Origin of the sequence: Nostoc sp. ATCC 53789, assembly GCF_009873495.1 — a bacterium.
In the GTDB taxonomy this organism is placed as follows: Bacteria; Cyanobacteriota; Cyanobacteriia; order Cyanobacteriales; family Nostocaceae; genus Nostoc; species Nostoc muscorum_A.
Window position 1 is genome coordinate 441,864 of record NZ_CP046703.1, and the last position, 26,236, is coordinate 468,099.

General features: G+C 43.5%; 2 protein-coding genes. Both read left to right on the forward strand.

What is annotated here, in order from left to right:
- Positions 1-223 precede the first annotated feature (223 nt).
- Positions 224-11,431, forward strand: a complete 11,208-nt coding sequence (locus GJB62_RS01735; protein ID WP_114082683.1) for a non-ribosomal peptide synthetase — start codon at positions 224-226, stop codon at positions 11,429-11,431.
- Complete coding sequence (locus GJB62_RS01740; protein ID WP_114082684.1) at positions 11,428-25,839, forward strand: non-ribosomal peptide synthetase; 14,412 nt, start codon at positions 11,428-11,430, stop codon at positions 25,837-25,839. The genes GJB62_RS01735 and GJB62_RS01740 overlap by 4 nt, the downstream gene beginning before the upstream one ends.
- Positions 25,840-26,236: the final 397 nt, after the last annotated feature.

Consider the following 26,236-nt stretch of genomic DNA (forward strand, 5'->3'; position numbering starts at 1 on the left):
AAAAAGTACAGCTTTAAATAAACAAACTCCGCTTATTTAAAAGTCAACTTTTATTGAAAACTAGTAAAATATATCATTTGAAAAGCAAATTTTTGATACTTATTACTATCAGAAAGTCTAGTTAATATTAACTTTACTCTTAGCTAAGACTGTAAAAATTCAAGATAGCTTTAGAGGAAAATATTAATTCATTAAAATTAGTATCGATTATTAGAGTAGAATCATGAATTTAATAAAGCTTCTAGAAAATCTTTCAGCAAAGAATGTTGAACTTTGGGTTGATGGAGACAAACTGCGCTATCGATCGCCTGAAAACTCCCTAACCCCTGAGTTATTGCGCGAAATTCAGCAATCTGAACTAGAAATTATCCAAATTTTATCCCAGAGTACCGCTCAGGCTGCAACTTATCCCCTCTCTCACGGTCAAAAGGCACTCTGGTTTTTATATCAATTAGCACGCAACAGTACTGCTTACAATGTCACGTATGCAGCAAAATTAGTTATAAGTTTAGATATTCTTGCCCTAAAGCAGGCAGCACAAGCTCTAGTTGAAAGGCATCCACTTTTGAGGACTACCTTTGCAACCATTGACGACGAACCTGTGCAAACAGTTCACGAAAATCAGCAAGTTGACTTTAGCATCCAAGAAGCTTCCGATCTTGGGCAAGATGATATAAACAACTGGCTTTCAGAAAAGAGCGATCGCCCTTTCGACTTAGAGCAAGGCCCGATATTGCGCTTTGATTTATTAATTAACCATATTAAAACTGATAAATTAGCAACCAAAGAACATATTCTCCTAATCACGCTGCATCAGATAGTGGGAGATTTCCGGTCTTTAGAAATCATAATTGGCGAACTGAGAGCTTTGTATAAAGCGATGTCTACGACGGGCTACGCCTACGCCACAGGTGAAACAGCCCAACTATCAACGCAAAATTATCAATATCAAGATTACGTCAAATGCTCAGAGCAAATGCTCGCTAGTTCACATGGAGAAAGTTTGTGGGCTTACTGGCAGCAACAACTATCTGGTGAGTTGCCATTACTAAATTTGCCAACAGATCGACCAAGACCTCAGACCAAAACCTACAATGGTGCTTCCCGCTTTTTTACTGTTGAGAAAGAACTGCGGCAAAAGCTCACAGAATTGGCGACGAGAGAAAGTGCCTCTCTATATATCCTTTTATTAACAGCATTACAAATACTATTACGACGTTATACCAATCAAGAAGATATTTTAATTGGCTCTCCAATGGTGAATCGGAGCCGTTCAGAGTTTGAAAGTATTGTCGGTCATTTTACTAATCCTGTAGTCTTGCGAGGAGACCTTTCAGGAAATCCCACCTTTGAAGAGATGCTGGAGCGATCGCACTCTTGTGTATTAGATGCCCAAGACCATCAAGATTATCCCTTTTCCCTGCTGGTAGAGCAACTGCAACCTGTCCGCAACCCCAGTTTTTCGCCACTCTATCAGGTAGCCTTCGTCTGCGATCGCTCTCACCAGAATATAGATATTAATGATGATTTGATTTTGGAATCAATGATTCCAGAGTCTAAAGGAGCCGCCTTTGATTTAACCTTAACTATTTTTGAGGGCACAGACTCACTCAAAGGTACGTGGAATTATAACACCGACTTATTTGATGACAGTGCGATCGCGCGGATGATGGGGCATTTTGTAACTTTGCTCGAAGCAATTGTGGCAAATCCACAGCAACGAATTGACCAATTACCAATGCTCACACAATCTGAAGAACGGCAGTTATTAGTTGAGTGGAATGATACTCAAGTAGACTACGCCTTCGATAAATGTATTCATCAGTTATTTGAAGAACAGGTAAAGCGTACACCTGATGCTGTGGCGGTGGTGTTTGAGAATCAACAATTGACGTACCGCGAATTAAACAGCCGTGCTAACCAGTTGGCGTATTGCTTGCAGTCTTTGGGTGTGAAACCCGACGTGCTGGTGGGGATTTGTGTAGAGCGCTCCTTAGAGATGGTGGTGGGACTACTTGGCATTCTCAAGGCGGGTGGGGCTTACGTACCACTTGACCCAGAATATCCCAAAGACCGTCTGAACTTCATGCTTGCAGATGCTCAAGTTCCAGTATTAATAAGTCAACAGCGACTCCTGGATCGACTACCTGAGTATCAGGCAAAACTGATTTGTTTAGATGAAGTCTGGTCAGAAATTCTGCAAAACAAACAGAACAACCCTATTGAGGTAGTAAAGAGTACCGATCTAGCGAATGTAATTTACACATCCGGCTCCACAGGCAAACCCAAAGGGGTAATGGTTGAGCATAGTGGATTGTGCAATCTTGCTCAAGCTCAAATTCAGGTTTTCGGCTTGTCTGGTGATAGTCGAGTTCTCCAGTTTGCCTCCTTCAGTTTTGATGCTTGCATATCAGAAATCCTGATGGCTTTGGGATCTGGGGCAAGACTTTACTTAGGAACAAAAGACTCGATAATGCCGGGTATGCCTTTAATTGAGCGATTAAAGAATGATGGCATTACCCATGTTACCCTACCACCATCAGCCTTAGCAGTCCTGCCAGTAGAAGAACTGCCAACATTGCAAGCGATCGTTGTTGCCGGAGAAGCCTGTCCTCTGGAACTGATGCGACAATGGTCAAAAGGCAGAAACTTCTTCAACGCCTACGGCCCGACAGAAGCGAGTGTTTGTGCAGCGATCGCCAAATGCACTCCAGAGGACGAAAAAATTACCATTGGTCGTCCAATTGCCAATGCAGAAATCTACATTTTAGATTCACAATTACAACCAGTACCAATTGGTGTACCAGGAGAACTGCACATTGGTGGTGCGGGAGTGGCGCGAGGTTATCTCAACCGAAACGAGTTAACACAACAGAAATTCATCCCCAACCCCTTTAGTAGAAGCAGGGGAGCAGGGGAGCAGGGGAGCAGGGGGAGAGAACGTCTCTACAAAACTGGGGATTTAGCACGTTATCTGCCAGATGGCAATATCGAATACTTGGGTCGTATCGACAACCAAGTAAAAATCCGGGGATTCCGCATTGAGTTGGGAGAAATCGAAGCAACACTGAGCCAACATCCTCATGTGCAAGCATCATGTGTGATAGCCCGTGAAGATATTCCTGGTGACAAGCGCCTAATAGCCTATATCGTACTGCAACCAGAGCAGACAGCCACAGTTAAAGAACTGCGTAGCTTCCTCAAAGAAAAGCTACCAGAATATATGGTACCAAGTGCGATCGCCATCTTAGAATCTTTACCCCTAACCCCCAACGGCAAAATAGATCGTCGCGCTCTACCAGAGCCAACTAGTGAATTATCAGAGAAATATGTAGCTCCCCGCACCCCTATCGAAGAAATCCTTGCAGTAATTTGGCAACAAGTTCTGAAATTAGAGCTTGTAGGCAGACATGACAACTTCTTTGAACTAGGGGGACATTCCCTACTAGCAACGCAATTCATCTCCCGTGTGCGTAGCAGATTAAAAGTAGAAATATCATTGCGTGAGTTATTTGCTGCACCAACAATTGCCGAGTTAGCACCATCAATTCAGCAGTTACAGCAGCAAAATATAGAACTGTCAGCACCACCCATCTTAAGGCGGGTAGAGAATATAGAAATACCACTGTCTTATGCTCAACAGCGTTTATGGTTTTTAAACCAGTTAGAGTCGAACAGTGCCTTATACAACATTGCCCTTGGTTTGCGTCTAGTAGGAACTTTTAATTTTGCAGCTTTAGAACAAAGTTTAAAAGAACTTATCGATCGCCATGAAGTCTTACGCACCAACTTTGTTACTGTTGATGGAAAGCCAACACAAATAATTCAAACTCAAACAAATTGGACAGTTGCAGTTGTTGACTTGCAGCATTTACCCTTAACAGAACAACAAACTGCTGCACAGAAATTACTGGAACAAAAAGCAATTGAGCCTTTTGACTTAGCTCATGATGCCTTAATTAGAGCGACATTAGTAATGCTGTCTCCAAAAGAACAGTGCTTATTAGTGAGTATGCACCACGTTGTCTGTGATGGCTGGTCAATAGGTGTGTTTGTCCAGGAGTTACAAGCACTGTACAATGCTTATTCAATTGGTCAAGCGTCACCCCTGTTGCCACTACCAATACAGTACGCAGATTTTGCAATTTGGCAAAGACAATGGTTGCAAGGAGAGGTACTACAAAACCATTTGAGTTACTGGGAAAAACAATTGGCAAATGCACCCACATTCTTGCCACTACCCACAGATAGACCCAGACCTGCTGTGCAGACTTTCAATGGCTCATATCATGTGTTTACTCTGTCTGTTGAGTTAACTCAACGGTTGTTGGAGCTAAGTCAACAGCAAGGTTGTACTCTGTTCATGACTTTGTTGGCGGTATATAATACCCTGCTTTATCGCTACACCGGACAATCAGATATTTTGGTGGGGACACCAATTGCTAACCGCGATCGCACCGAGCTAGAACGACTCATTGGCTTTTTTGTCAATACCTTAGTGATGCGGACTGATTTAGCAGGGAACCCCAGTTTTAACGAATTACTCCTGCGCCTCAGAGAAATGGCATTATCCGCTTATGCTCATCAAGATTTGCCCTTTGAGATGTTGGTGGAAGCATTGGAACCAGAACGGGATCTCAGCTATACACCATTGTTCCAAGTGATGTTCGTTCTCCTGAACGCTCCCATGTCTGAAATAGAGTTGACTGAGTTAAGTGTCAGTGGCTTGCCAATAGAAATCACCACGTCAAAGTTTGATTTAACTTTATCAATGGAAAATACTCCCAATGGACTCTTTGGGTGGTGGGAGTATAACACTGACTTGTTTGATAGCAGCACTATCGAACGGATGACTGGTCATTTTCTGACACTACTTGAAGCGATCGTGGCAAATCCCAGCGAGCGGATTTCCCAATTGCCAATGCTCACAGCATCTGAGCAGCAACAGTTATTAGTCGAGTGGAATGATACTCAAGTAGATTATCCCCACGATAAATGTATCCATCAGTTGTTTGAAGAGCAAGTAGAGCGTACACCCAATGCCGTCGCGGTGGTATTTGAAAATCAACAATTGACGTACCACGAATTGAATTGTCGTGCTAACCAGTTGGCGCATTATTTGCGGTCTTTGGGTGTGGGAGCCGACATACTGGTGGGGATATGTGTGGAGCGTTCTTTAGAGATGCTGGTGGGATTACTTGGTATTCTCAAGGCGGGTGGAGCTTACGTACCACTTGACCCTGAGTATCCCCAAGAGCGTCTGAGCTTTATCTTAGAAGATGCTCAAGTTTCCGTGCTGCTAACCCAACAGCATTTAGTTGATAAATTACCTGAATGTCAGGCGCAGCTTGTAAGTTTAGATACTAACTGGCAGTTTATTTCTCAGTTACCTCAAGGAAATCCCATCACTAATGTCCAAGCTAGTAACTTAACTTATGTGATTTATACTTCCGGTTCTACAGGCCAGCCCAAAGGTGTGCAAATTTCACATACGGCTGTGAGCAATTTCCTATCTGCCATGCAGCAGCGCCCAGGAATAACAGAACAAGATACACTGCTTGCAGTCACTACTATTTCCTTTGATATTGCTGCCTTAGAAATTTTTCTGCCTATAACTGTAGGTGCATGTCTAGTCATAGCCCGTCGTGACGTGACCCTTGATGGAAGAGAGTTATGTGATTTGCTAGTTAAGTCTAAGGCAACAATTATGCAAGCAACTCCAGCTACTTGGAGATTGCTTTTAGACTCTAACTACCAATTTAGCGATTTAAAAATACTTTGCGGGGGTGAAGCTTTACCTTGGGATCTAGTTAGTAAATTGCTTGCTAGGAGCGCTTCTTTGTGGAACCTTTATGGGCCAACAGAGGCTACTATTTGGTCATCAATATGTCAACTCGAATCCAGCGAGAGCTTGATTTCTATTGGTCGCCCAATTTCTAATACGCAAATCTACATACTCGACCAAAACTTACAACCAGTACCTATAGGTGTACCAGGAGAACTGCACATTGGTGGTGCAGGATTAGCAAGAGGCTACTTGAAACGACCAGAGTTAACACAAGAAAAATTCATTCCCAATCCGTTTGAGGAGGCAGGAGGCAGAGGGCAGGAGGCAGGAGGGAGTAGATTATATAAAACAGGGGATTTAGCCCGTTATTTACCAGATGGTAATATCGAATACCTGGGGCGTATCGATAACCAGGTAAAAATCCGGGGATTCCGCATTGAGTTGGGAGAAATAGAAGCAGCACTGAGCCAGCATCCTCATGTGCAAGCATCATGTGTCATAGCTCGTGAAGATACTCCTGGTGACAAGCGCTTAGTTGCCTACATCGTACCTCAACCACAAGTAACACTCACAATTAGCGAACTACGTAGCAACCTCAAGGAAAAGTTACCAGACTACATGGTTCCTTCGGCAATAGTTATCCTGGAGTCTTTACCGCTAACTCCCAATGGCAAAATAGACCGTCGCGCTTTACCAGCACCAGAGCCAAGTAGTGAATTATTAGAGAAATATGTCGCCCCACGCAACCCCATCGAAGAAATACTGTCACTGATTTGGCAACAAGTCCTAAAAGTAGACCTTGTAGGCAGACATGATAACTTCTTTGAGCTAGGGGGACACTCACTATTAGCAACGCAACTTATTTCCCGTGTGCGTAGCAGCTTGAAAGTAGAACTGCCATTGCGATCGCTATTTGCTGCACCAACGATCGCTGAACTATCGAATAACATTCAACAGTTACAGCAACAAGACTTAGAACTTGCCGCAGCACCGATTTTAAGGCGGGCAGAGAATGCAGAAACACCACTGTCTTATGCTCAACAGCGTTTATGGTTTTTAGACCAGTTCGAGCCGAACAGTGCCTCATACAACATTCCTTTCGGGTTGCGTTTAGTAGGAACTCTTAATGTTGTCGCCTTAGAACAAAGCTTAATTGAAATTATTCATCGCCACGAAGCATTACGCACTAACTTCATCACAGTTGATGGACAAGCTACTCAAATCATTCACAATTGGAAGGAACAGGGAACAGGGAACAGGGAACAGGAAAATATACCCTGGACACTATCAGTTGTTGACTTAAAGCATTTACCTTTAACAGAACAAAAAACTGCTGCACAGAAATTAGTCCAAGAACAAGCGTTTCTTCCTTTTGACTTAGCTCATGATGCATTAATCAGAGCGACATTAATAGTACTGTCTCCTACAGAGCAGTGGTTATTAGTGTGTATGCACCACGTTGTCTCTGATGGCTGGTCAATAGGTGTGTTTAGCCAGGAGTTACAAGCACTGTACAATGCTTATTCTCAAGGTCAACCGTCACCTTTGTTGCCACTACCAATTCAGTACGCAGATTTTGCAATTTGGCAAAGACAATGGTTGCAAGGAGAGGTTCTACAAAGCCAATTAAGTTACTGGAAACAACAATTGGCAAATGCACCTACGTTCTTGCCATTACCCACAGATAGACCTAGACCTGCTATACAGACTTTCAATGGCGCATATCAAGAGTTTGCTTTGTCGAGTGAACTAACTCAACGGTTAGTGCAGCTGAGTCAAAAGCAAGGGGTGACTTTGTTTATGACTCTGTTGGCGGCATATAATACTCTGCTTTATCGCTACACAGGACAAACAGATATTTTGGTGGGGACACCAATTGCTAACCGCGATCGCACCGAGATAGAAGGACTCATTGGCTTTTTTGTCAATACTTTGGTGATGCGGACTGATTTATCTCTTAATCCTAGTTTTAACGAATTACTCCCACGTATCCGGGAAATGGCATTATCCGCATACGCTCATCAAGATTTGCCCTTTGAAATGTTGGTGGAAGCATTGCAGCCAGAACGGGATCTCAGCTATACACCACTATTTCAGGTGATGTTCGTTCTCAATAATGCGCCCACATCTGAAGTAGAGTTGACTGGGTTAAGTATCAGTTCTTTGCCTATAGAAAGTGCGATCGCCAAGTTTGATTTAACTTTATCAATGGAAAACACTAGCACTGGTTTAGTGGGAGGGTGGGAATACAACATTGACTTGTTTGATAGCAACACAATTGAACGGATAACTGGTCATTTTGTGACATTGCTAGAAGCTATTGTTGCTAATCCTCAAGAGCGGATTTCTCAATTACCAATGCTCACAGCATTTGAGCAACAACAATTATTAGTTGAGTGGAATGATACAAGCGTAGATTATCCCCAAGATAAATGTATTCATCAGTTGTTTGAAGAACAGGTGGAACGCATCCCCGATGCTGTAGCGGTAGTGTTTGAGAATCAACAATTGACTTACCACCAGTTGAATTGTCGTGCTAACCACTTAGCGCATTACTTGCAGTCTTTGGGAGTGTCCGCCGATGTGCTGGTGGGGATATGTGTGGAGCGCTCTCTGGAGATGGTGGTGGGATTACTTGGTATTCTCAAGGCGGGTGGGGCTTACGTACCACTTGACCCTGAGTATCCCCAAGAGCGTCTGACTTTCATGCTGGCAGACGCTCAAGTTTCTGTGCTGCTTACTCAACAGCATCTAGTTGAGAAATTACCTCGACATCAAGCGCGTGTAGTCCACTTAGATAAAGACTGGGTTGCGATCGCTAAGTCCAGCCAAGAGAATCCAATTGCCCAGGTGCAAGCTAGTAACGTAGCTTATGTGATTTATACTTCTGGCTCTACTGGTCAACCGAAGGGGGTAATACTATCTCACAGTAACCTTTGCAACCACATGTTCTGGATGCAAGCAACATTCCCCCTGACTAAAGAAGACAAAGTACTGCAAAAAACTCCCTTTGGCTTTGATGCCTCAGTTTGGGAATTCTATGCTCCATTGTTAGCAGGTGGACAGTTGTTAATAGCTGAACCCAGAGGTCATACTGACAGTGCTTATCTCTTAAGGTTAATTGCCCAGCAGCAGGTAACTACTATTCAACTTGTTCCATCTTTACTGCAAATGCTTTTAGAACAGGGAGGAATCGAAACTTGTCACTCCCTCAAACACGTGTTCTGTGGCGGTGAAGTCTTACCCGTTACTCTGCAAGAAAGCTTGTTAAGTAAACTAGATGTAAATTTACACAATCTCTACGGCCCAACAGAAGCTTGTATTGATGCAACTTTCTGGAATTGTCAGCGTGAGATTTATCCACAACTTATCCCTATTGGTCGTCCAATTGACAACACCCAGATATATATACTCGACCAAAACTTACAACCAGTACCTGTGGGTGTACCAGGAGAACTGCATATTGGTGGTGCAGGATTAGCAAAAGGATACCTCAACCTTCCAGAGTTAACGCAAGAAAAATTTATCCCCAACCCCTTCCAAGGAAGCAGGGGAGCAGGGGAGCAGGGGAGCAGGGGGAGAGAACGGTTGTATAAAACAGGGGACTTAGCACGTTATCTACCAGATGGCAATATCGAATACCTGGGGCGCATCGATAATCAAGTAAAAATCCGGGGTTTCCGCATTGAGTTGGGAGAAATCGAAGCAGCATTAAGCCAACATAGTGATGTGCAAACATCTGTAGTCATCGTCCGCGAAGACATTCCCGGAAATAAACGTTTAGTCGCTTATGTAGTACCGCAGCCACAGATAACACCCACAGTTAGCCAATTGCGTAGCTTCCTCAAAGAAAAGCTACCAGAATATATGGTACCAAGTGCGATCGTCACCCTAGAATCCCTACCGCTTACCCCCAACGGCAAAATAGACCGTCGCGCCTTACCAGAACCAGAAGCACGCACAGGAATAGAAAGCAGCCTAGTAGCACCGCGTACCCCCATTGAAGAAAAATTAACCCGAATTTGGGAGCAAGTATTAAGAGTAGAGCAAATAGGCATACACGATAACTTTTTTGAACTAGGAGGAGATTCCATCCTCAGTATTCAAATCATCAGCAGAGCAAAAGTTGCCGGAATAGAACTGACAATCAAACAACTATTTGCCAATCAAACCATCGCCCAATTAGCCACAGTCGCAGGTACAACAAAAGCACTTGCAATTGAACAAGGATTAGTCACAGGGACATTACCCCTAACACCAATTCAACACTGGTTTTTCGAGCAGAAATTACCAGAGAAACACCACTTTAATCAATCATTTCTCCTCACAGTACCATCAGACCTCAACCTAGAAATATTAGAGCAAGTATGGCAGCAACTACTAAAACATCACGATGCTCTTAGGCTAAGATTCACTCGAACAGACACAATATGGCAGCAGATTCATGCTGCGCCAACTGATAATATTACTATCCCCCGTTTTGACTTATCGACAGTTCCAGAAACTGAGATAGAAACTGTCATCGAAACCACAGCCAATGAATTACAGGCGAGTTTAAATCTTTCAGAAAATCTCGTGCAAGTAGCATTTTTCTGGTTGGGTATTGACAAAAAAGCCAGATTAATAATAGTAATTCACCACCTCGTAGTAGACGGTGTTTCTTGGCGGATATTATTAGAAGATTTGCAGACAGCTTACCAGCAACTCAGTCAAGGCAAAACCATTCAGCTACCTGCAAAAACTACATCTTTCAAAGATTGGGCGCGACAACTGACAGAATATGCACAATCAGAAGTCTTGAAATCAGAACTAGATTATTGGTTGAGTCCATCTTACGATACAGTTGACTCCATCCCGGTAGACTATGCACAAGGAATAAACACTACTGCATCGGCTAGGACAATATCAGTATCATTAGATGAAGCTGAAACCCTTTCACTTTTACAAGATGTTCCGAAAGCTTATAAAACACAAATAAACGATATCTTGTTAACTGCCTTAGTACTGGTGTTGAGCGAATGGACTAACTCTGATTCAGTGTTATTCAACTTAGAAGGTCATGGGCGGGAGGAGATTATTGATGGTGTAGACTTATCGCGCACCGTTGGTTGGTTTACAACGATTTTTCCAGTGGTTGTGGAACTGGGAACTATAGATGATCTTGGTACTGCGTTAAAATCCGTCAAGGAACAATTACGTGTAATTCCTAATAAAGGCATTGGCTATGGCTTATTGCGTTATCTAAATATTGACGCAGAAATTAGCACCCAATTAGAAAAAATTCCCCAGGCAGAAATTAGCTTCAACTATTTGGGACAATTTGCTCAAGTTGTCAATACATCCTCTCTGATGCAAATAGCTAATGAACCTAGCGGAAACAGCCAGAGTTTACAAGGTCAACGCCATTATTTGCTAGATATTAATGCCATCATTATCAACGAAAAACTGCAAATAGATTGGACATACAGCAGCAATATTCATCAGTACGAAACGATTGAGAATATTGCTCAAGAATTTGTCGAAACTTTGCAAGAGTTAATTGCTCATTGTTTATCAACAGAAAATGCAGGTTATACGCCTACGGATTTCCCATTAATTCAACTTAACCAACTAGAAATAGATCAGATATTACAAAATTTATGAAATTAGAACTTAGCAAAACTAATCGCCAAAATATTGAAGATATTTATCCCTTATCTCCCATGCAAGAGGGGATGCTGTTTGAAAGTTTATATGCTCCAGACTCAGGCGTATATTTTGAGCAGATAACTTGCATTTTGACGGGAAACCTAGATGTAAAAACTTTCGAGAAAGCTTGGCAGCAAGTAGTAGCTCGACATCCCGTCTTCCGCACAGCGTTTCTGTGGGAGTCTTTGAGCCAGCCAGTTCAAGTGGTGTATCGACAGGTAAATGTGACGGTCGAAACTTATGACTGGCGGGAGTTATCTACACAAGAGCAGCAACAGCAATTAGAGAGTTTTCTGGATTCTGAGCGACAACAGGGTTTTCAAGTGTCGCAAGCGCCATTGATGCGTCTACATCTAATCCAGTTGGATGGGGATACTTATCAGTTTGTTTGGTGTCATCATCATTTATTACTTGATGGCTGGTCATCACCTTTGGTTTTCCAAGACCTGTTGGAGTTTTATCAAGCTATTTCTCAGGGTAAAAGTTTATCTAATACGGGAACTGTCAGCTACCGCAACTATATTGCTTGGTTACAGCAGCAGGATCGAGATTTAGCTAAAGAATTTTGGCGACAAAAACTCCAAGGTTTTACTACACCAACTCCTTTGACTGTGGATAAACCATTGTCAATGCGGGAGAAACATTCGGGCTATAGCGAACAACAAATTGACTTAACTGTGCCAGCGACAGCAGCAGTAATGTCTTTTGTCAGACAGCATCAATTGACGATGAGTAATTTGGTGCAGGCGACTTGGGGATTGTTGCTGTCTCGCTACAGCCAAGAAACAGATGTGGTTTTTGGCGCAACTGTATCTGGTCGTCCGCCTGAGCTTGTTGGTGTAGAGTCGATTGTGGGGTTATTTATCAATACTCTGCCAGTGCGGGTACAAATCTCCGAGAAGACTGAATTGCTGGGTTTGTTGAAGGATTTACAGGCGCAACAGATTGAGTCTGAGCAATTTTCCCATAGCTCATTAGCAGAGATTCAGGGGCTAAGTGATGTTCCCAAGGGTACGCCTTTGTTTGAGAGTATTGTTGTTTTTGAGAATTATCCTATTGATACTTCTGCTCTACAAGGCGATCGCAATTTTTCCCTCTCGAATTTTAGATGGATTGAACAAACAACTTATCCTCTGGCGGTTGTAGTTTCCCCTGGTGAGCAATTATCGCTGAGGGTGATGTACGATGCTAGTCGATTTGAAGATGGAACGATTAGCCGGATGCTGGGTCATTTTGTAACAATGCTTGAGGCGATGTCTGACGACAAGCCGCTTTGCGTCTACGCTACTAATCCTCAGCAACGAATTTCCCAGTTGCCAATGCTAACAGAATCTGAGCAGCAACAGCTATTAGTTGACTGGAATGATACCCAATCTAATTATCCCCAGGATAAATCTATTCATCAGTTGTTTGAGGAGCAGGTGGAGCTTACACCCGATGCTGTAGCAGTGGTGTACGAGAATCAACATCTCACATACCGCGAATTGAACAGCCGTGCTAACCAATTGGCGCACTACTTGAAGTCTTTGGGTGTGAAAGCTGATGCGTTGGTGGGGATATGTGTGGAGCGTTCTTTAGAAATGGTCGTGGGACTATTGGGGATTCTCAAGGCGGGTGGTGCTTATGTGCCACTTAACCCAGAATATCCTCAAGAGCGATTGACCTTCATGCTCGAAGATACTCAGTTATCAGTCATATTGACTCAAGAAAAACTAGTTAATAAACTAGGCGAACGCCTCCGGCGCGGCTTTGCCGAACGCAACGCTAGTGTAATTTGCTTAGACTCAAACTGGGATATCATCAATCAACAAACACAAAATAACCCAACTACCAGCGTCACAGCTGATAACTTAGCTTATGTAATGTACACCTCCGGTTCTACAGGTCAACCCAAAGGTGTGAGCATTGTCCATCGAAGTGTAGTTCGACTCGTCAAAGAAACCAACTATATCAGCATTTCTGCTGATGATGTAATTGCCCAAGCCTCAAATCACGCCTTCGATGCTGCTACTTTTGAAATTTGGGGAGCCTTACTCAACGGAGCGCGGTTGGTAGGGGTGAGCAAAGATTTGGCACTTTCGCCCAGAGATTTCGCAGTCTTTATGCGATCGCAAAGTATCAGTGTATTATTCTTGACAACTGCCCTGTTTAATCAAATTGCTCAAGAAGTCCCCTCTGCTTTCAATTCACTACGGCATCTTCTATTTGGCGGCGAGGCTGTCGATCCTAAATGGGTTAAAGAAGTACTCAACAATGGTGCGCCGCAGCGACTACTCCATGTTTATGGGCCAACAGAGAATACAACATTTAGTTCCTGGTACTTGGTGCAGGATGTGCCAGAAGGCGCGACAACTATTCCCATCGGGCAACCAATTTCTAACACACAAATCTATTTGTTAGATTCCCAACTACAACCAGTGGGTATTGGTGTACCGGGAGAATTATACATTGGTGGAGATGGTCTAGCTAGGGAATACCTTAACCGCACCGAGTTAACACAAGAAAAACTCATCCAAAACCCCTTCGGTGGAAGCAGGGGAGCAGGGGAGCAGGGGAGCAAGGGAGCAGAGGAGCAGTCTTTCCCCTCTGCCTCTTCTGAGCGCCTCTACAAAACCGGGGATAAAGCACGTTATTTAAGCGATGGAAATATTGAATACTTAGGACGCATCGATGACCAAGTAAAAATACGTGGTTTACGGATTGAGTTGGGCGAAATTGAAGCAGTCCTGAGCCAACACAGCGATGTGCAAGTATCTTGTGTCATTGTCCGCGAAGATACCCCTGGAGATAAACGTTTAGTCGCCTACATCGTAACGCATCAAGACTGTCAACCTACGATGGGTGAAATACGTCAATTCCTCAAAGCAAAGCTGCCAGATTACATGATACCTTCGGCAATAGTAATCTTGGAATCTTTCCCCTTGACTCCCAACGGCAAAATAGACCGCCGCGCCCTGCCAAAACCAGACTTAGACACCGCACTCCTAGAAAAATATGTCGCCCCGCGTACACCTGTTGAGGAAATGCTTGCACTCCTCTGGGCGCAAGTTTTGAAAGTAGAGCAAGTGGGTATTTACGATAATTTCTTTGAACTTGGGGGACACTCACTCTTAGCAACGCAATTGGTTTCACGCATCCGCACTAGCTTCAAAATAGAACTACCATTACGTGAGTTATTTGCTGCATCAACAATTACGGAATTAGCGCCATTCATTCAGCAGTTACAGCAACAGGACTTACAACTTGCTGCACCACCCATTTTAAGGCGGGCAGAGAATGCAAACTTACCACTGTCTTATGCTCAACAGCGTTTGTGGTTTTTAGACCAGTTCGAGCCGAACAGTGCTTCATACAACATCCCCTTCGGGTTGCGCTTAGTCGGAACTCTTAATGTTGCCGCGCTACAACAAAGCTTAATTGAAATTATTCATCGCCACGAAGCATTACGTACTAACTTTATTACTGTTGATGGACAAGCTGCTCAAATCATTCACAATTGGAGGGAACAAGGAACAGGGAACAGGGAACAGGAAAATATACCTTGGACACTATCAGTTGTTGAGTTAAAGCATTTACCCGTAACAGAACAAAAAACTGCTGCACAGAAATTAGTCCAACAACAAGCACTTCTTCCTTTCGACTTAGAGTCAGAAGCATTAATCAGAGCAACATTACTGGTGCTGTCTCATACAGAACAATGGTTAGTATTGTGTATGCACCACGTTGTCAGTGATGGCTGGTCAATAGGTGTGTTTATCGAGGAGTTACAAGCACTGTACAATGCTTATTCTCAAGGTCAACCGTCACCCTTATTACCACTGCCAATTCAGTACGCAGATTTTGCAATTTGGCAAAGACAATGGTTGCAAGGGCAAGTACTCAACAGCCAATTGAGTTACTGGAAACAACAATTAGCGAATGCACCCACGTTCTTGCCACTACCCACAGACAGACCCAGACCTGCTGTGCAGACTTTCAATGGTGCATATCAAGAATTTACTCTGTCTGGTGAACTAACTCAACGATTGGTGCAGTTAAGTCAAAAGCAAGGGGTGACTTTGTTTATGACTTTGTTGGCGGCTTATAATACCCTGCTTTATCGCTACACAGGACAAGAAGATATATTGGTGGGTTCGCCAATTGCTAACCGCGATCGCACCGAAATTGAAGGGTTAATTGGCTTTTTTGTCAATACCTTAGTCATGCGGACTGAGATATCAGGCGATCGCAGTTTTAACGAATTACTCCCACGTATCCGGGAAATGGCATTATCCGCTTATGCTCATCAGGATTTGCCCTTTGAAATGCTAGTGGAAGCATTGCAACCAGAACGGGACTTGAGCCATACACCACTGTTTCAAGTGATGTTTGTTCTTAATAATGCGCCCACATCTGAAGTAGAGTTGACTGGGTTAAGTGTCAGTGAATTGTCAATAGAAAGTGCGATCGCTAAGTTTGACCTTACCTTAGGAATGCAAAACACTAACAATGGACTCGTCGGGTGGTGGGAGTACAACACTGACTTATTTGATAGCAGCACTATCAAACGGATGACTGGTCATTTTGTGACTCTACTTGAAGCAATTGTGGCGAATCCCCAAGAGCGGATTTCTCAATTACCAATGCTCACAGCATCTGAGCAACAACAATTATTAGTGGAGTGGAATGATACTCAAGTAGATTATCCCCAAGATAAATGTATTCATCATTTGTTTGAAGAACAAGTAGAGCGTACACCCGATGCAGTCGCGGTGGTATTTAAAAATCAACAATTGACGTATCACGAGTTAAATTGTCGTGCTAACCAGTTGGCGCACTACTTACGTTCTTTGGGAGTGTCCGCAGATGTGCTAGTGGGGATATGTGTAGAGCGCTCTTTGGAGATGGTGGTGGGATTGTTGGGAATTCTCAAAGCTGGTGGGGCTTACTTACCGCTTGACCCAGAGTATCCCCAAGACCGTTTGAGTTTTATGCTCGAAGACGCTCAAGTTTCAGTATTACTGAGTCAACACCATCTAGTTGAGAAATTACCAGAACATCATGCGCGTGTTGTTTGCTTAGATACCGACTGGCAAATCATTCCCCAGTCGAATCAACAAAATCCGATCGCTGGTGTGCAAGCTAGTAACTTGGCTTATGTAATTTACACTTCGGGTTCCACCGGAAAGCCTAAAGGAGCAATAAATACGCATCTAGGGATTTGCAATCGCCTCCTGTGGATGCAGCAAGCATATCAATTAACAGAAATAGATTGCGTTTTACAGAAAACTCCTTTCAGCTTCGATGTCTCCGTTTGGGAATTTTTCTGGCCATTACTGACTGGAGCGCGTTTAGTTGTAGCTAAACCAGATGGACATAAAGATAGTGGTTACTTGGTCAACCTAATACTAGAACAGCAAGTTACTACACTGCATTTTGTTCCTTCGATGCTCCAGATTTTTCTAGAAGAACAAGGTTTAAAAGATTGCAGTAGCTTGAAGCGAGTTATTTGTAGTGGTGAAGCACTGCCAAAAGAACTTCAGGAACGCTTTTTTGCTTGTTTAGGGTGTCAATTGCATAATCTCTACGGGCCGACAGAAGCGGCGATTGATGTCACCTTCTGGGAATGTCAACCAGAGAGCAATTTGAAGACAGTGCCTATTGGTCGCCCAATTTCCAATACGCAAATCTACATACTCGACCAAAACTTACAACCAGTACCTGTGGGTGTTCCAGGAGAGTTACACATCGGTGGTGCAGGATTAGCAAAAGGATACCTCAACCGCCCAGAGTTAACACAAGAGAAATTCATCCCCAACCCCTTCAGTGGAAGCAGGAGAGCAGGGGAGCAGAGGAGCAGAGGGGCAGGGGAGCGGAGGAGAAAAATAGTGCAATCTCCAGTTGCCAGTCCCCGCCTCTATAAAACCGGAGATTTGGCTCGTTATTTACCAGATGGCAATATAGAATATCTGGGACGTATCGACAATCAAGTAAAAATCCGTGGATTCCGTATCGAATTGGGAGAAATCGAGGCAGCACTAAGTCAACATAAAGATGTGCAAACATCTGTAGTCATCGTCCGCGAAGATATTCCTGGTGATAAGCGCCTAGTCTCGTACATCGTACTGCAACCAGAGCAGACAACCACAGTTAAAGAACTGCGTAGCTTTCTCAAAGAAAAGCTACCAGACTACATGGTACCAAGTGCGATCGCCATCTTAGAATCTTTACCCCTAACCTCCAACGGCAAAATAGACCGTCGCGCCTTACCAGCACCAGAGCCAAGTGGTACATTATCAGATAAATATGTAGCTCCACGCACGCCCCTAGAAGAAATCCTGGCACTTATTTGGCAAGAAGTCCTAAAAATAGAGCTTGTAGGCAGATATGATAACTTTTTTACCTTGGGAGGACACTCGCTATTAGCAACGCAACTCGTCTCTCGTATCCGTAGCAGCTTGAAAGTAGAACTGCCATTACGTTCGTTATTTGCTGCACCAACAATTGCAGAGTTAGCACAATTAATTCAGCAATTACAGCAACAAGACTTAGAACTTGCCGCACCACCCATCTTAAGGCGGACAAACAATGCAGAACTACCATTGTCTTATGCTCAACAGCGTTTGTGGTTTTTAGACCAGTTCGAGCCGGACAGTCCCTTCTACAACATCCCAATTGGGTTGCGCTTTGTCGGAAGTGTGAATATTGCCGCTTTGGAACAAAGCTTCAAGGAAATTATTCATCGCCACGAAGCATTACGCACTAATTTTGTTTCCGTTGATGGAAAACCAACTCAAATCATTCATCAAATAGAACCGAATTGGTCACTGACAGTTGTTGAATTGCAGCATTTAGCCTTAACAGAACAAGAAATAGCTGCACAGAAATTAGTCCAACAACAAGCAATTGAGCCTTTTGACTTAGCTCATGATGCATTAATCAGAGCCACATTAGTGGTGTTGTCTCCTATAGAACAGTGGTTATCAGTGTCTATCCATCACGTTGTTAGTGATGGCTGGTCAATAGGTGTGTTTGTTGAGGAATTACAAGCGCTGTATAATGCTTATTCTCAAGGTCAACCGTCACCCTTATTACCACTGCCAATTCAGTACGCAGATTTTGCAATTTGGCAAAGACAATGGTTAGTGGGGGAAGTACTCAACAACCAATTGAGTTACTGGAAAGAACAATTGGCTAATGCACCTACCTTCTTGCCACTACCCACAGACAGACCCAGACCTGCTGTGCAGACTTTCAATGGCGCATATCTTGAGTTTGCCCTGTCTGTTGAGTTAACTCAACAACTAACCAAACTGAGTCAACAACAAGGGGTGACTTTGTTTATGACTTTGTTGGCGGCTTATAATACCCTGCTTTATCGCTACACCGGACAAGAAGATATATTGGTGGGTTCGCCAATTGCTAACCGCGATCGCACCGAAATAGAAGGGTTAATTGGCTTTTTTGTCAATACCTTAGTCATGCGGACTGAGATATCAGGCGATCGCAGTTTTAGCGAATTACTGACTCGCGTCCGTGACATGGCAATGGAGGCATACGCTCATCAGAACTTACCTTTTGAAATGCTGGTAGAAGCATTACAGGCAGAACGGAATCTTAGCCATACACCACTGTTTCAGGTAATGTTTGTCCTCCAAAATGCGCCCACTGCATCTGGATTAGACCTAACTGGGCTAAATGTCAGTCCATTACCAGTAAAACTGACAACTTCCAGGTTTGATTTAACCTTAATCATGCAGAACAGTCCTACTGGGCTGATAGGATTGTGGGAGTACAGCACTGACTTGTTTGATGCTAGTACTATCGATCGCATGACAAGTCATTTTGTCACCTTGCTTGAAGGCATTGTTGCTAATCCTCAACAGCAAATCTCACAATTGCCTCTGCTGAGTGAAGTTGAGCAACAAAAATTACTTTTTGAGTGGAACGATACTCAAGTTGATTATCCCCTTGATCAGTGCATTCATCAGTTGTTTGAGGAACAGGTAAAACTGACACCCAATGCAGTGGCAGTGGAGTTTAAAGAGCAACAACTTACTTACAACCAATTAAACGATCGCGCTAACCAGTTGGCGCACTACTTGCAGTCTTTGGGTGTAAAACCAGATACCTTAGTTGGTCTATGTGTAGAACGTTCTTTGGAGATGGTCATTGGACTGTTGGGAATTCTCAAAGCAGGGGGAGCGTATGTACCACTTGATCCAGAGTATCCAACTGAGCGTTTGAGCTTTATTTTAGAGGATACTCAAGTTAAAGTCTTGCTCACCCAGCGATCGCTTCTTGACCGACTGCCCCAGTGTGAAAAAGCAGGGGGGCAGGGAGCAGGGAGCAGGGGAGAAAGTCCATCTACAAGGGATAGGGCTTCAACCAAAGGGAAAGAGGAGGTTTTGAGTCTTCCTGCTTCTTATCAAACACAGCTTGTTTGCCTAGATACTGACGCTGAATTAATTTCTCAGTGCAGCCAGGATAATCTCATCACTGGCGTACAAGCTAATAACTTAGGTTACATAATTTACACTTCTGGTTCTACAGGTCAACCAAAGGGTATAGCCATGAATCAGCTTGCCCTTTGCAATCTGATTTTGTGGCATCCAGACAATCTGAAAATTGCTCGTGGAGCAAAAACCCTACAATTTGCTTCGATTAACTTTGATGTCTCCTTCCAAGAAATCTTCACTACTTGGTGTTCTGGCGGTACATTGTTCTTAATAACTAAGGAATTACGCCACGATACCTCAAATTTGTTAAGAGTAATCCAAGAAAAAGCAATTCAAAGAATGTTTCTCCCCGTTGTGGGATTACAACAACTAGCAGAATTCGCTGTTGGTAGTGAGTTAGTAAATACTCATTTGCGGGAAATCATTACTGCTGGGGAACAGTTGCAGATTACTCCTGCCATTTCCAAGTGGCTGAGTCAGCTAAGTGACTGTACTCTGCACAATCATTACGGGCCATCCGAGAGCCATGTAGCCACCAGTTTTACTTTGCCTAATTTAGTAAACACTTGGCCGCTACTACCTCCAATTGGGCGACCTATTTCTAATACTCAAATCTACATCCTAGATAAATATTTACAGCCTGTACCCATTGGTGTACCAGGGGAAGTGTACATTGCTGGTGTGCTTTTAGCCAGAGGCTACTTGAACCGCCCAGAGTTAACACAAGAAAAATTCATCCAAAACCCCTTCGGTGGAAGCAGGGGAGCAGGGGAGCAGGGGAGCAGGGGAGCAGAGGAGCAGTCTTTCCCCTCTGCCCCCCATTCCCTCTGCCCCTCTGCCTCTTCTGAGCGCCTTTACAAAACTGGGGATCTAGCACGTTATCTGCCAGATGGCAATATCGAATACTTAGGACGCATTGACAATCAGGTGAAAATTCGCGGTTTCCGCATCGAGTTGGGCGAAATTGAAGCTGTACTGAGCCAACATATTAATGTACAAGCTTCTTGTGCGGTTGTGCGAGAAGATACCCCAGGTGATAAACGCTTAGTCGCTTACATTGTGCCACAGCCAGAGCAGAGAGTCTCTGTAAACGTTGTGCGTAGCTTCCTGAAGGAGAAGTTACCAGAGTATATGCTGCCAAGTGCAATAGTTATCTTGGAAGCTCTACCGATTACCTCCAACGGAAAATTAGACCGTCGCGTATTGCCTGCACCTGATTTACACAGTCAATTATCAGATCAGTATGTTGCTCCACGTAACCCAATTGAAGAAATTTTGTCACTAATTTGGGCGCAAGTGCTGAAAGTAGAGCTTGTGGGCATACATGATAACTTCTTTGAACTTGGAGGACATTCGCTACTAGCAACGCAACTGGTTTCCCGCATCCGCACCAACTTGAAAGTAGAACTGCCATTACGTGAGTTATTTGCTGCACCAACAATTGCTCAATTAGCGCCAATTATTCAACGGTTACAGCAACAAGACTTAGAACTTATTGCCCCACCCATCTTAAAGCGGGCAGAGAATGCAGAACTCCCACTGTCTTATGCTCAACAGCGTTTGTGGTTTTTAGACAAGTTAAACCCGAACAGTGCCTCATACAACATCCCCATTGGTTTGCGCTTAGTCGGAACTGTTAATGTTGCCGCCTTAGAACAAAGCTTGATTAAAATTATTCATCGCCACGAGGCATTACGTACTAATTTTATTACTGTTGATGGAAAGCTTTCACAAATTGTTCAAACTCAAACGAATTGGACAGTTGCAGTTGTTGACTTACAGCATTTACCCGTAACAGAACAAGAAATCGCTGCACAGCAATTAGTTCAACAACAAGCAATTCAGCCTTTTGACTTAGCAAATGAAGCATTAATCAGAGCGACATTAATGATACTGTCCGAGACAGAACAGTGGTTATTAGTGTGTATGCACCACGTTGTCTCTGATGGCTGGTCAATAGGTGTGTTTGTCCAGGAGTTACAAGCACTATACAATGCTTATTCTGAAGGTCAACCGTCACCTTTAACACCACTGCCGATTCAGTATGCAGATTTTGCCTTATGGCAAAGACAATGGTTGCAAGGAGAAGTACTGAAGAGCCAATTGAGTTACTGGGAACAACAATTGGCAAATGCACCCACGTTCTTGCCATTACCCACAGATAGACCTAGACCTGCTGTGCAGACTTTCAATGGCGCATATCTTGAGTTTGCCTTGTCTGGTGAACTAACTCAACGGTTGGTGCAGCTGAGTCAAAAGCAAGGGGTGACTTTGTTTATGACCTTGTTAGCGGCATATAATACCCTGCTTTATCGCTACACGGGACAATCAGATATTTTGGTGGGGACACCAATTGCTAACCGCGATCGCACTGAAATAGAAGGGTTAATTGGCTTTTTTGTCAATACCTTAGTCATGCGGACTGATTTATCTCTTAATCCTAGTTTTAACGAATTACTCCCACGTATCCGAGAAATGGCACTGTCCGCCTACGCTCATCAAGATTTGCCCTTTGAGATGTTGGTGGAAACTCTGCAACCAGAAAGAGACATGAGTCATACACCACTATTTCAGGTGATGTTTGGTCTCCAGAACGCTCCCATGTCTGAAATAGAGTTGACTGGGTTAACTGTAAGTTCCTTGCCAATAGAAAGTTCCACGGCAAAGATTGATTTAACTTTATCAATGGAAAACACTAGTACTGGACTAGTGGGAGGGTGGGAATACAACACTGACTTGTTTGATAGCAGCACTATCGAAAGGATGACGGGTCATTTTCTGACACTGCTAGAAGGTATTGTTGCTAATCCCAGCGATCGCATTTCTCAATTGCCAATGTTAACAGCATCTGAGCAACAGCAATTATTAGTTGAGTGGAATGATACTCAGGTAGACTACGCCTTCGATAAATGTATTCATCAGTTGTTTGAAGAACAGGTGGAACGTACACCCGATGCCGTGGCGGTGGTATTTGAGAATCAACAACTGACTTACCACCAGTTGAATTGTCGTGCTAACCAGTTGGCGCATTACTTGCGCTCATTGGGTGTCAAACCAGATGCGCTGGTGGGTATTTGTGTAGAACGTTCTTTAGATATAGTGGTAGGACTGTTGGGGATTTTCAAGGCTGGTGGAGCTTATGTAGCCCTTGATCCAGACTATCCTCAAGAGCGCTTGCGCTTCATGTTAGAAGATGCTCAAGTTTCGGTACTGCTGACTCAACAACGACTTATTCACAGACTTCCTGAGCATCAAGCAAAACTTGTCTGCCTAGATGAAGCCTGGGAAGAAATTGCCCAAAACAATCAAGATAACCTCAGCAGTGGAGTCAAAGCTTCTCATCTAGCTTATGTGATTTACACTTCAGGATCTACAGGTAGACCTAAAGGTGTCATGGTTGAGCATAGGGGACTATGCAACTTAACTCACGCTCACATTCAAACTTTTGGCTTAGACTCTGATAGTCGCGTTCTCCAGTTTGCCTCCTTCAGTTTTGATGCTTCTATCTGGGAAGTTGTATTGGCTCTGGGGTCAGGTGCAACGCTGTACCTGGGAACAAAAGACTCTCTATTGCCAGGGAAGCCATTAATTGAGCAATTACGCAATAATTGCATTACCAATATCACGCTACCACCATCGGCTTTAGCAGTTATGCCTATGGAGGAACTTCCGGCACTGCAAACAATAATTGTAGGTGGAGAAGCTTGTTCTGCTGAACTAATCAGACAATGGTCTGCTGGCAGAAACTTCTTCAACGGTTACGGGCCAACAGAAGCTACTGTCTGTGCCACGATTGCAAAATGCACTGAAGATGACGAGAAAATATCTATTGGTAAGGCGGTCGCCAATACACAAGTCTACATTTTAGACGAAAATTTGCAACTAGTGCCTGTGGGTGTGCCAGGAGAATTGCACATCGGTGGTGCAGGATTAGCACGCGGTTATCTCAACCGACCAGAATTAACACAAGAAAAATTCATCCCTAACCCCTTTGCTGGGAGCAGGGGAGCAGGGGAGCAGGGGAGCAAGGGAGCAGAAATTCTTCCCAATTCCCAGTCCCCAGTCCCCAGTCCCCGACTTTACAAAACTGGTGACTTAGCCCGTTATTTACCAGATGGAAACATAGAATACCTGGGACGCATTGACAATCAAATAAAAATCCGAGGTTTCCGAATTGAGGTAGGGGAAATTGAGGCAATACTGAGTCAGCATCCAGGAGTTAGAGAAAATGTGGTAGTTGCGAGAGAAGATATCCCAGGAGAGAAACGCTTAGTAGTTTATTTTGTGCCGCAGTTGGAGCAAACACCAACTACCGATGACTTACGCATTTTCTTGAAAGAAAAATTACCACAGTACATGGTGCCTTCTGCTTTTGTCAGGTTAGAGTTTTTACCTTTAACTCCCAATGGCAAGGTAGACCGCAAAGCCTTACCTATTCCTGATTCCCATAATACCCAGTTGGCAGTGAGCTTTGTAGCACCACGCACCCCTGTAGAGAAGGTCTTGGCAGATATTTGGGCTAATGTACTGCATTTGGAGCAGGTGGGTGTTTTAGATAATTTCTTTGAGTTAGGAGGTCATTCACTCTCCACAATTCGAGTGATGTCTCAGGTAAATGAGACTTTCCAGATTAACTTACCGTTGCGCCACTTATTTGCTGCCCCAACTATCGCTGAACTAGCTCAAACCATTGAATCTACTTGTGAAACTGATTCTACTGTCAGTACCAATGAAATTACTCCCTTAAACTTACAGGCTGAAGTCGTCCTTGATGAGACAATCAAGCCTTTTAACCTAGTTTATCAACCTGTAAGTGAACCAAAGGCTATTCTGCTCACGGGTGCAACAGGCTTTATTGGTGCTTTCTTGCTGGCGGAATTATTACAACAAACTCAAGCAGATATTTATTGTTTGGTGCGTGCTGCTAACTTGAGCGCAGGTAAACAACGCCTCCAAGAAACCCTGAAAGCTTATTTACTTTGGGAAGAATCTTTTAACTCGCGGATTATTCCAGTATTAGGAGATTTATTTCAACCGCTTCTGGGTCTTGGTGATGAGCAGTTTCACTTCATGGCGAGGAAAATTGACTTAATTTACCATAATGGCGCTTTGGTAAATCATGTTTATCCATACGCTTTGTTGAAAGCAGCAAATGTTGGTGGAACTGAGGAAGTCTTGAGATTAGCTAGTCAAATCAAAATCAAACCTGTGCATTTCATTTCTACTGTTAGCGTTTTCGCCTCAGATGAGTATTTCAAATTAGACGTTGTTCAAGAAAATGATCCTCTGGAACACAGTCAAGGACTTCTTGGAGGCTATACCCAAAGTAAATGGGTGGCAGAAAAGATTGTCATGATGGCACGCGATCGCGGTTTGCCTTGCAGTATCTACAGGCTTGGTAGAATAACATGGCACAGTCAAACCGGTGCTTGGAATTCAAATGATATGTTTTACAGATTCATCAAAAGCTGCATTCAACTAAAAAGTGCGCCAGAGATGAACAGCACGGTAGAAATTACACCTGTAGACTATCTCACCAAAGCTTTAATCCACCTGTCGCAGCAGCCAGAATCTTTGGGCAAAGCCTTTCATCTAATTAATTCCGATTCTGCTCCTTGGAGTCAATTTATTAACTGCATCCGCTCTTTGGGCTACCCTCTGCAACAGCTTCCCTATGAGGATTGGCAAGCTGAACTACTTCGCAATACCCAAATTTCTGCTGATAACGCTTTGTATTCAGCTATATCGCTAGCTGAAGACAATACATCTTCAGAGTCCAATGCAACATCTAGCTTAAAATTTGATTGCCAAAATACCCTCAATGGACTTGCAGATACCACCATTCGCTGGCCGGAAGTAGATGATAAATTACTCCAAGCTTTCTTTGCCAACTTTAGCAATTCGACTTTGGACAAAAAAAAGTAATTTGGGTTTTTTGCATAAATGTGGCTTTGAACATAAGCCTGATAGAGTCGATAGCGGTATTGGGGTAAGCTTTGAGCGTCACTGCTCTCCCCATCCTGCTGTCATATAATGTCCGGCAACTTCGTATGATATGATATGTCATTGCGAACACTTCGTACCCTGTAAGAACGCTAAGGGCGGTACGCAATGACAATTATTTAACTGGACATGATATCAGTTGAGCGATCGCACAAATAAACCACCTTCATGCAATGGTGCTGTATATTTTATTTTCTGGAAGTCCCTTAGTATTAATTCCACTTTTAACTATAAGAGTGTGAACTCTAAGGTAGAGGGTGTAAATTCACGCCAATAAATCTTAATACTCTGGTAAAAGATAGAGTGGTAGGTTTTTTAC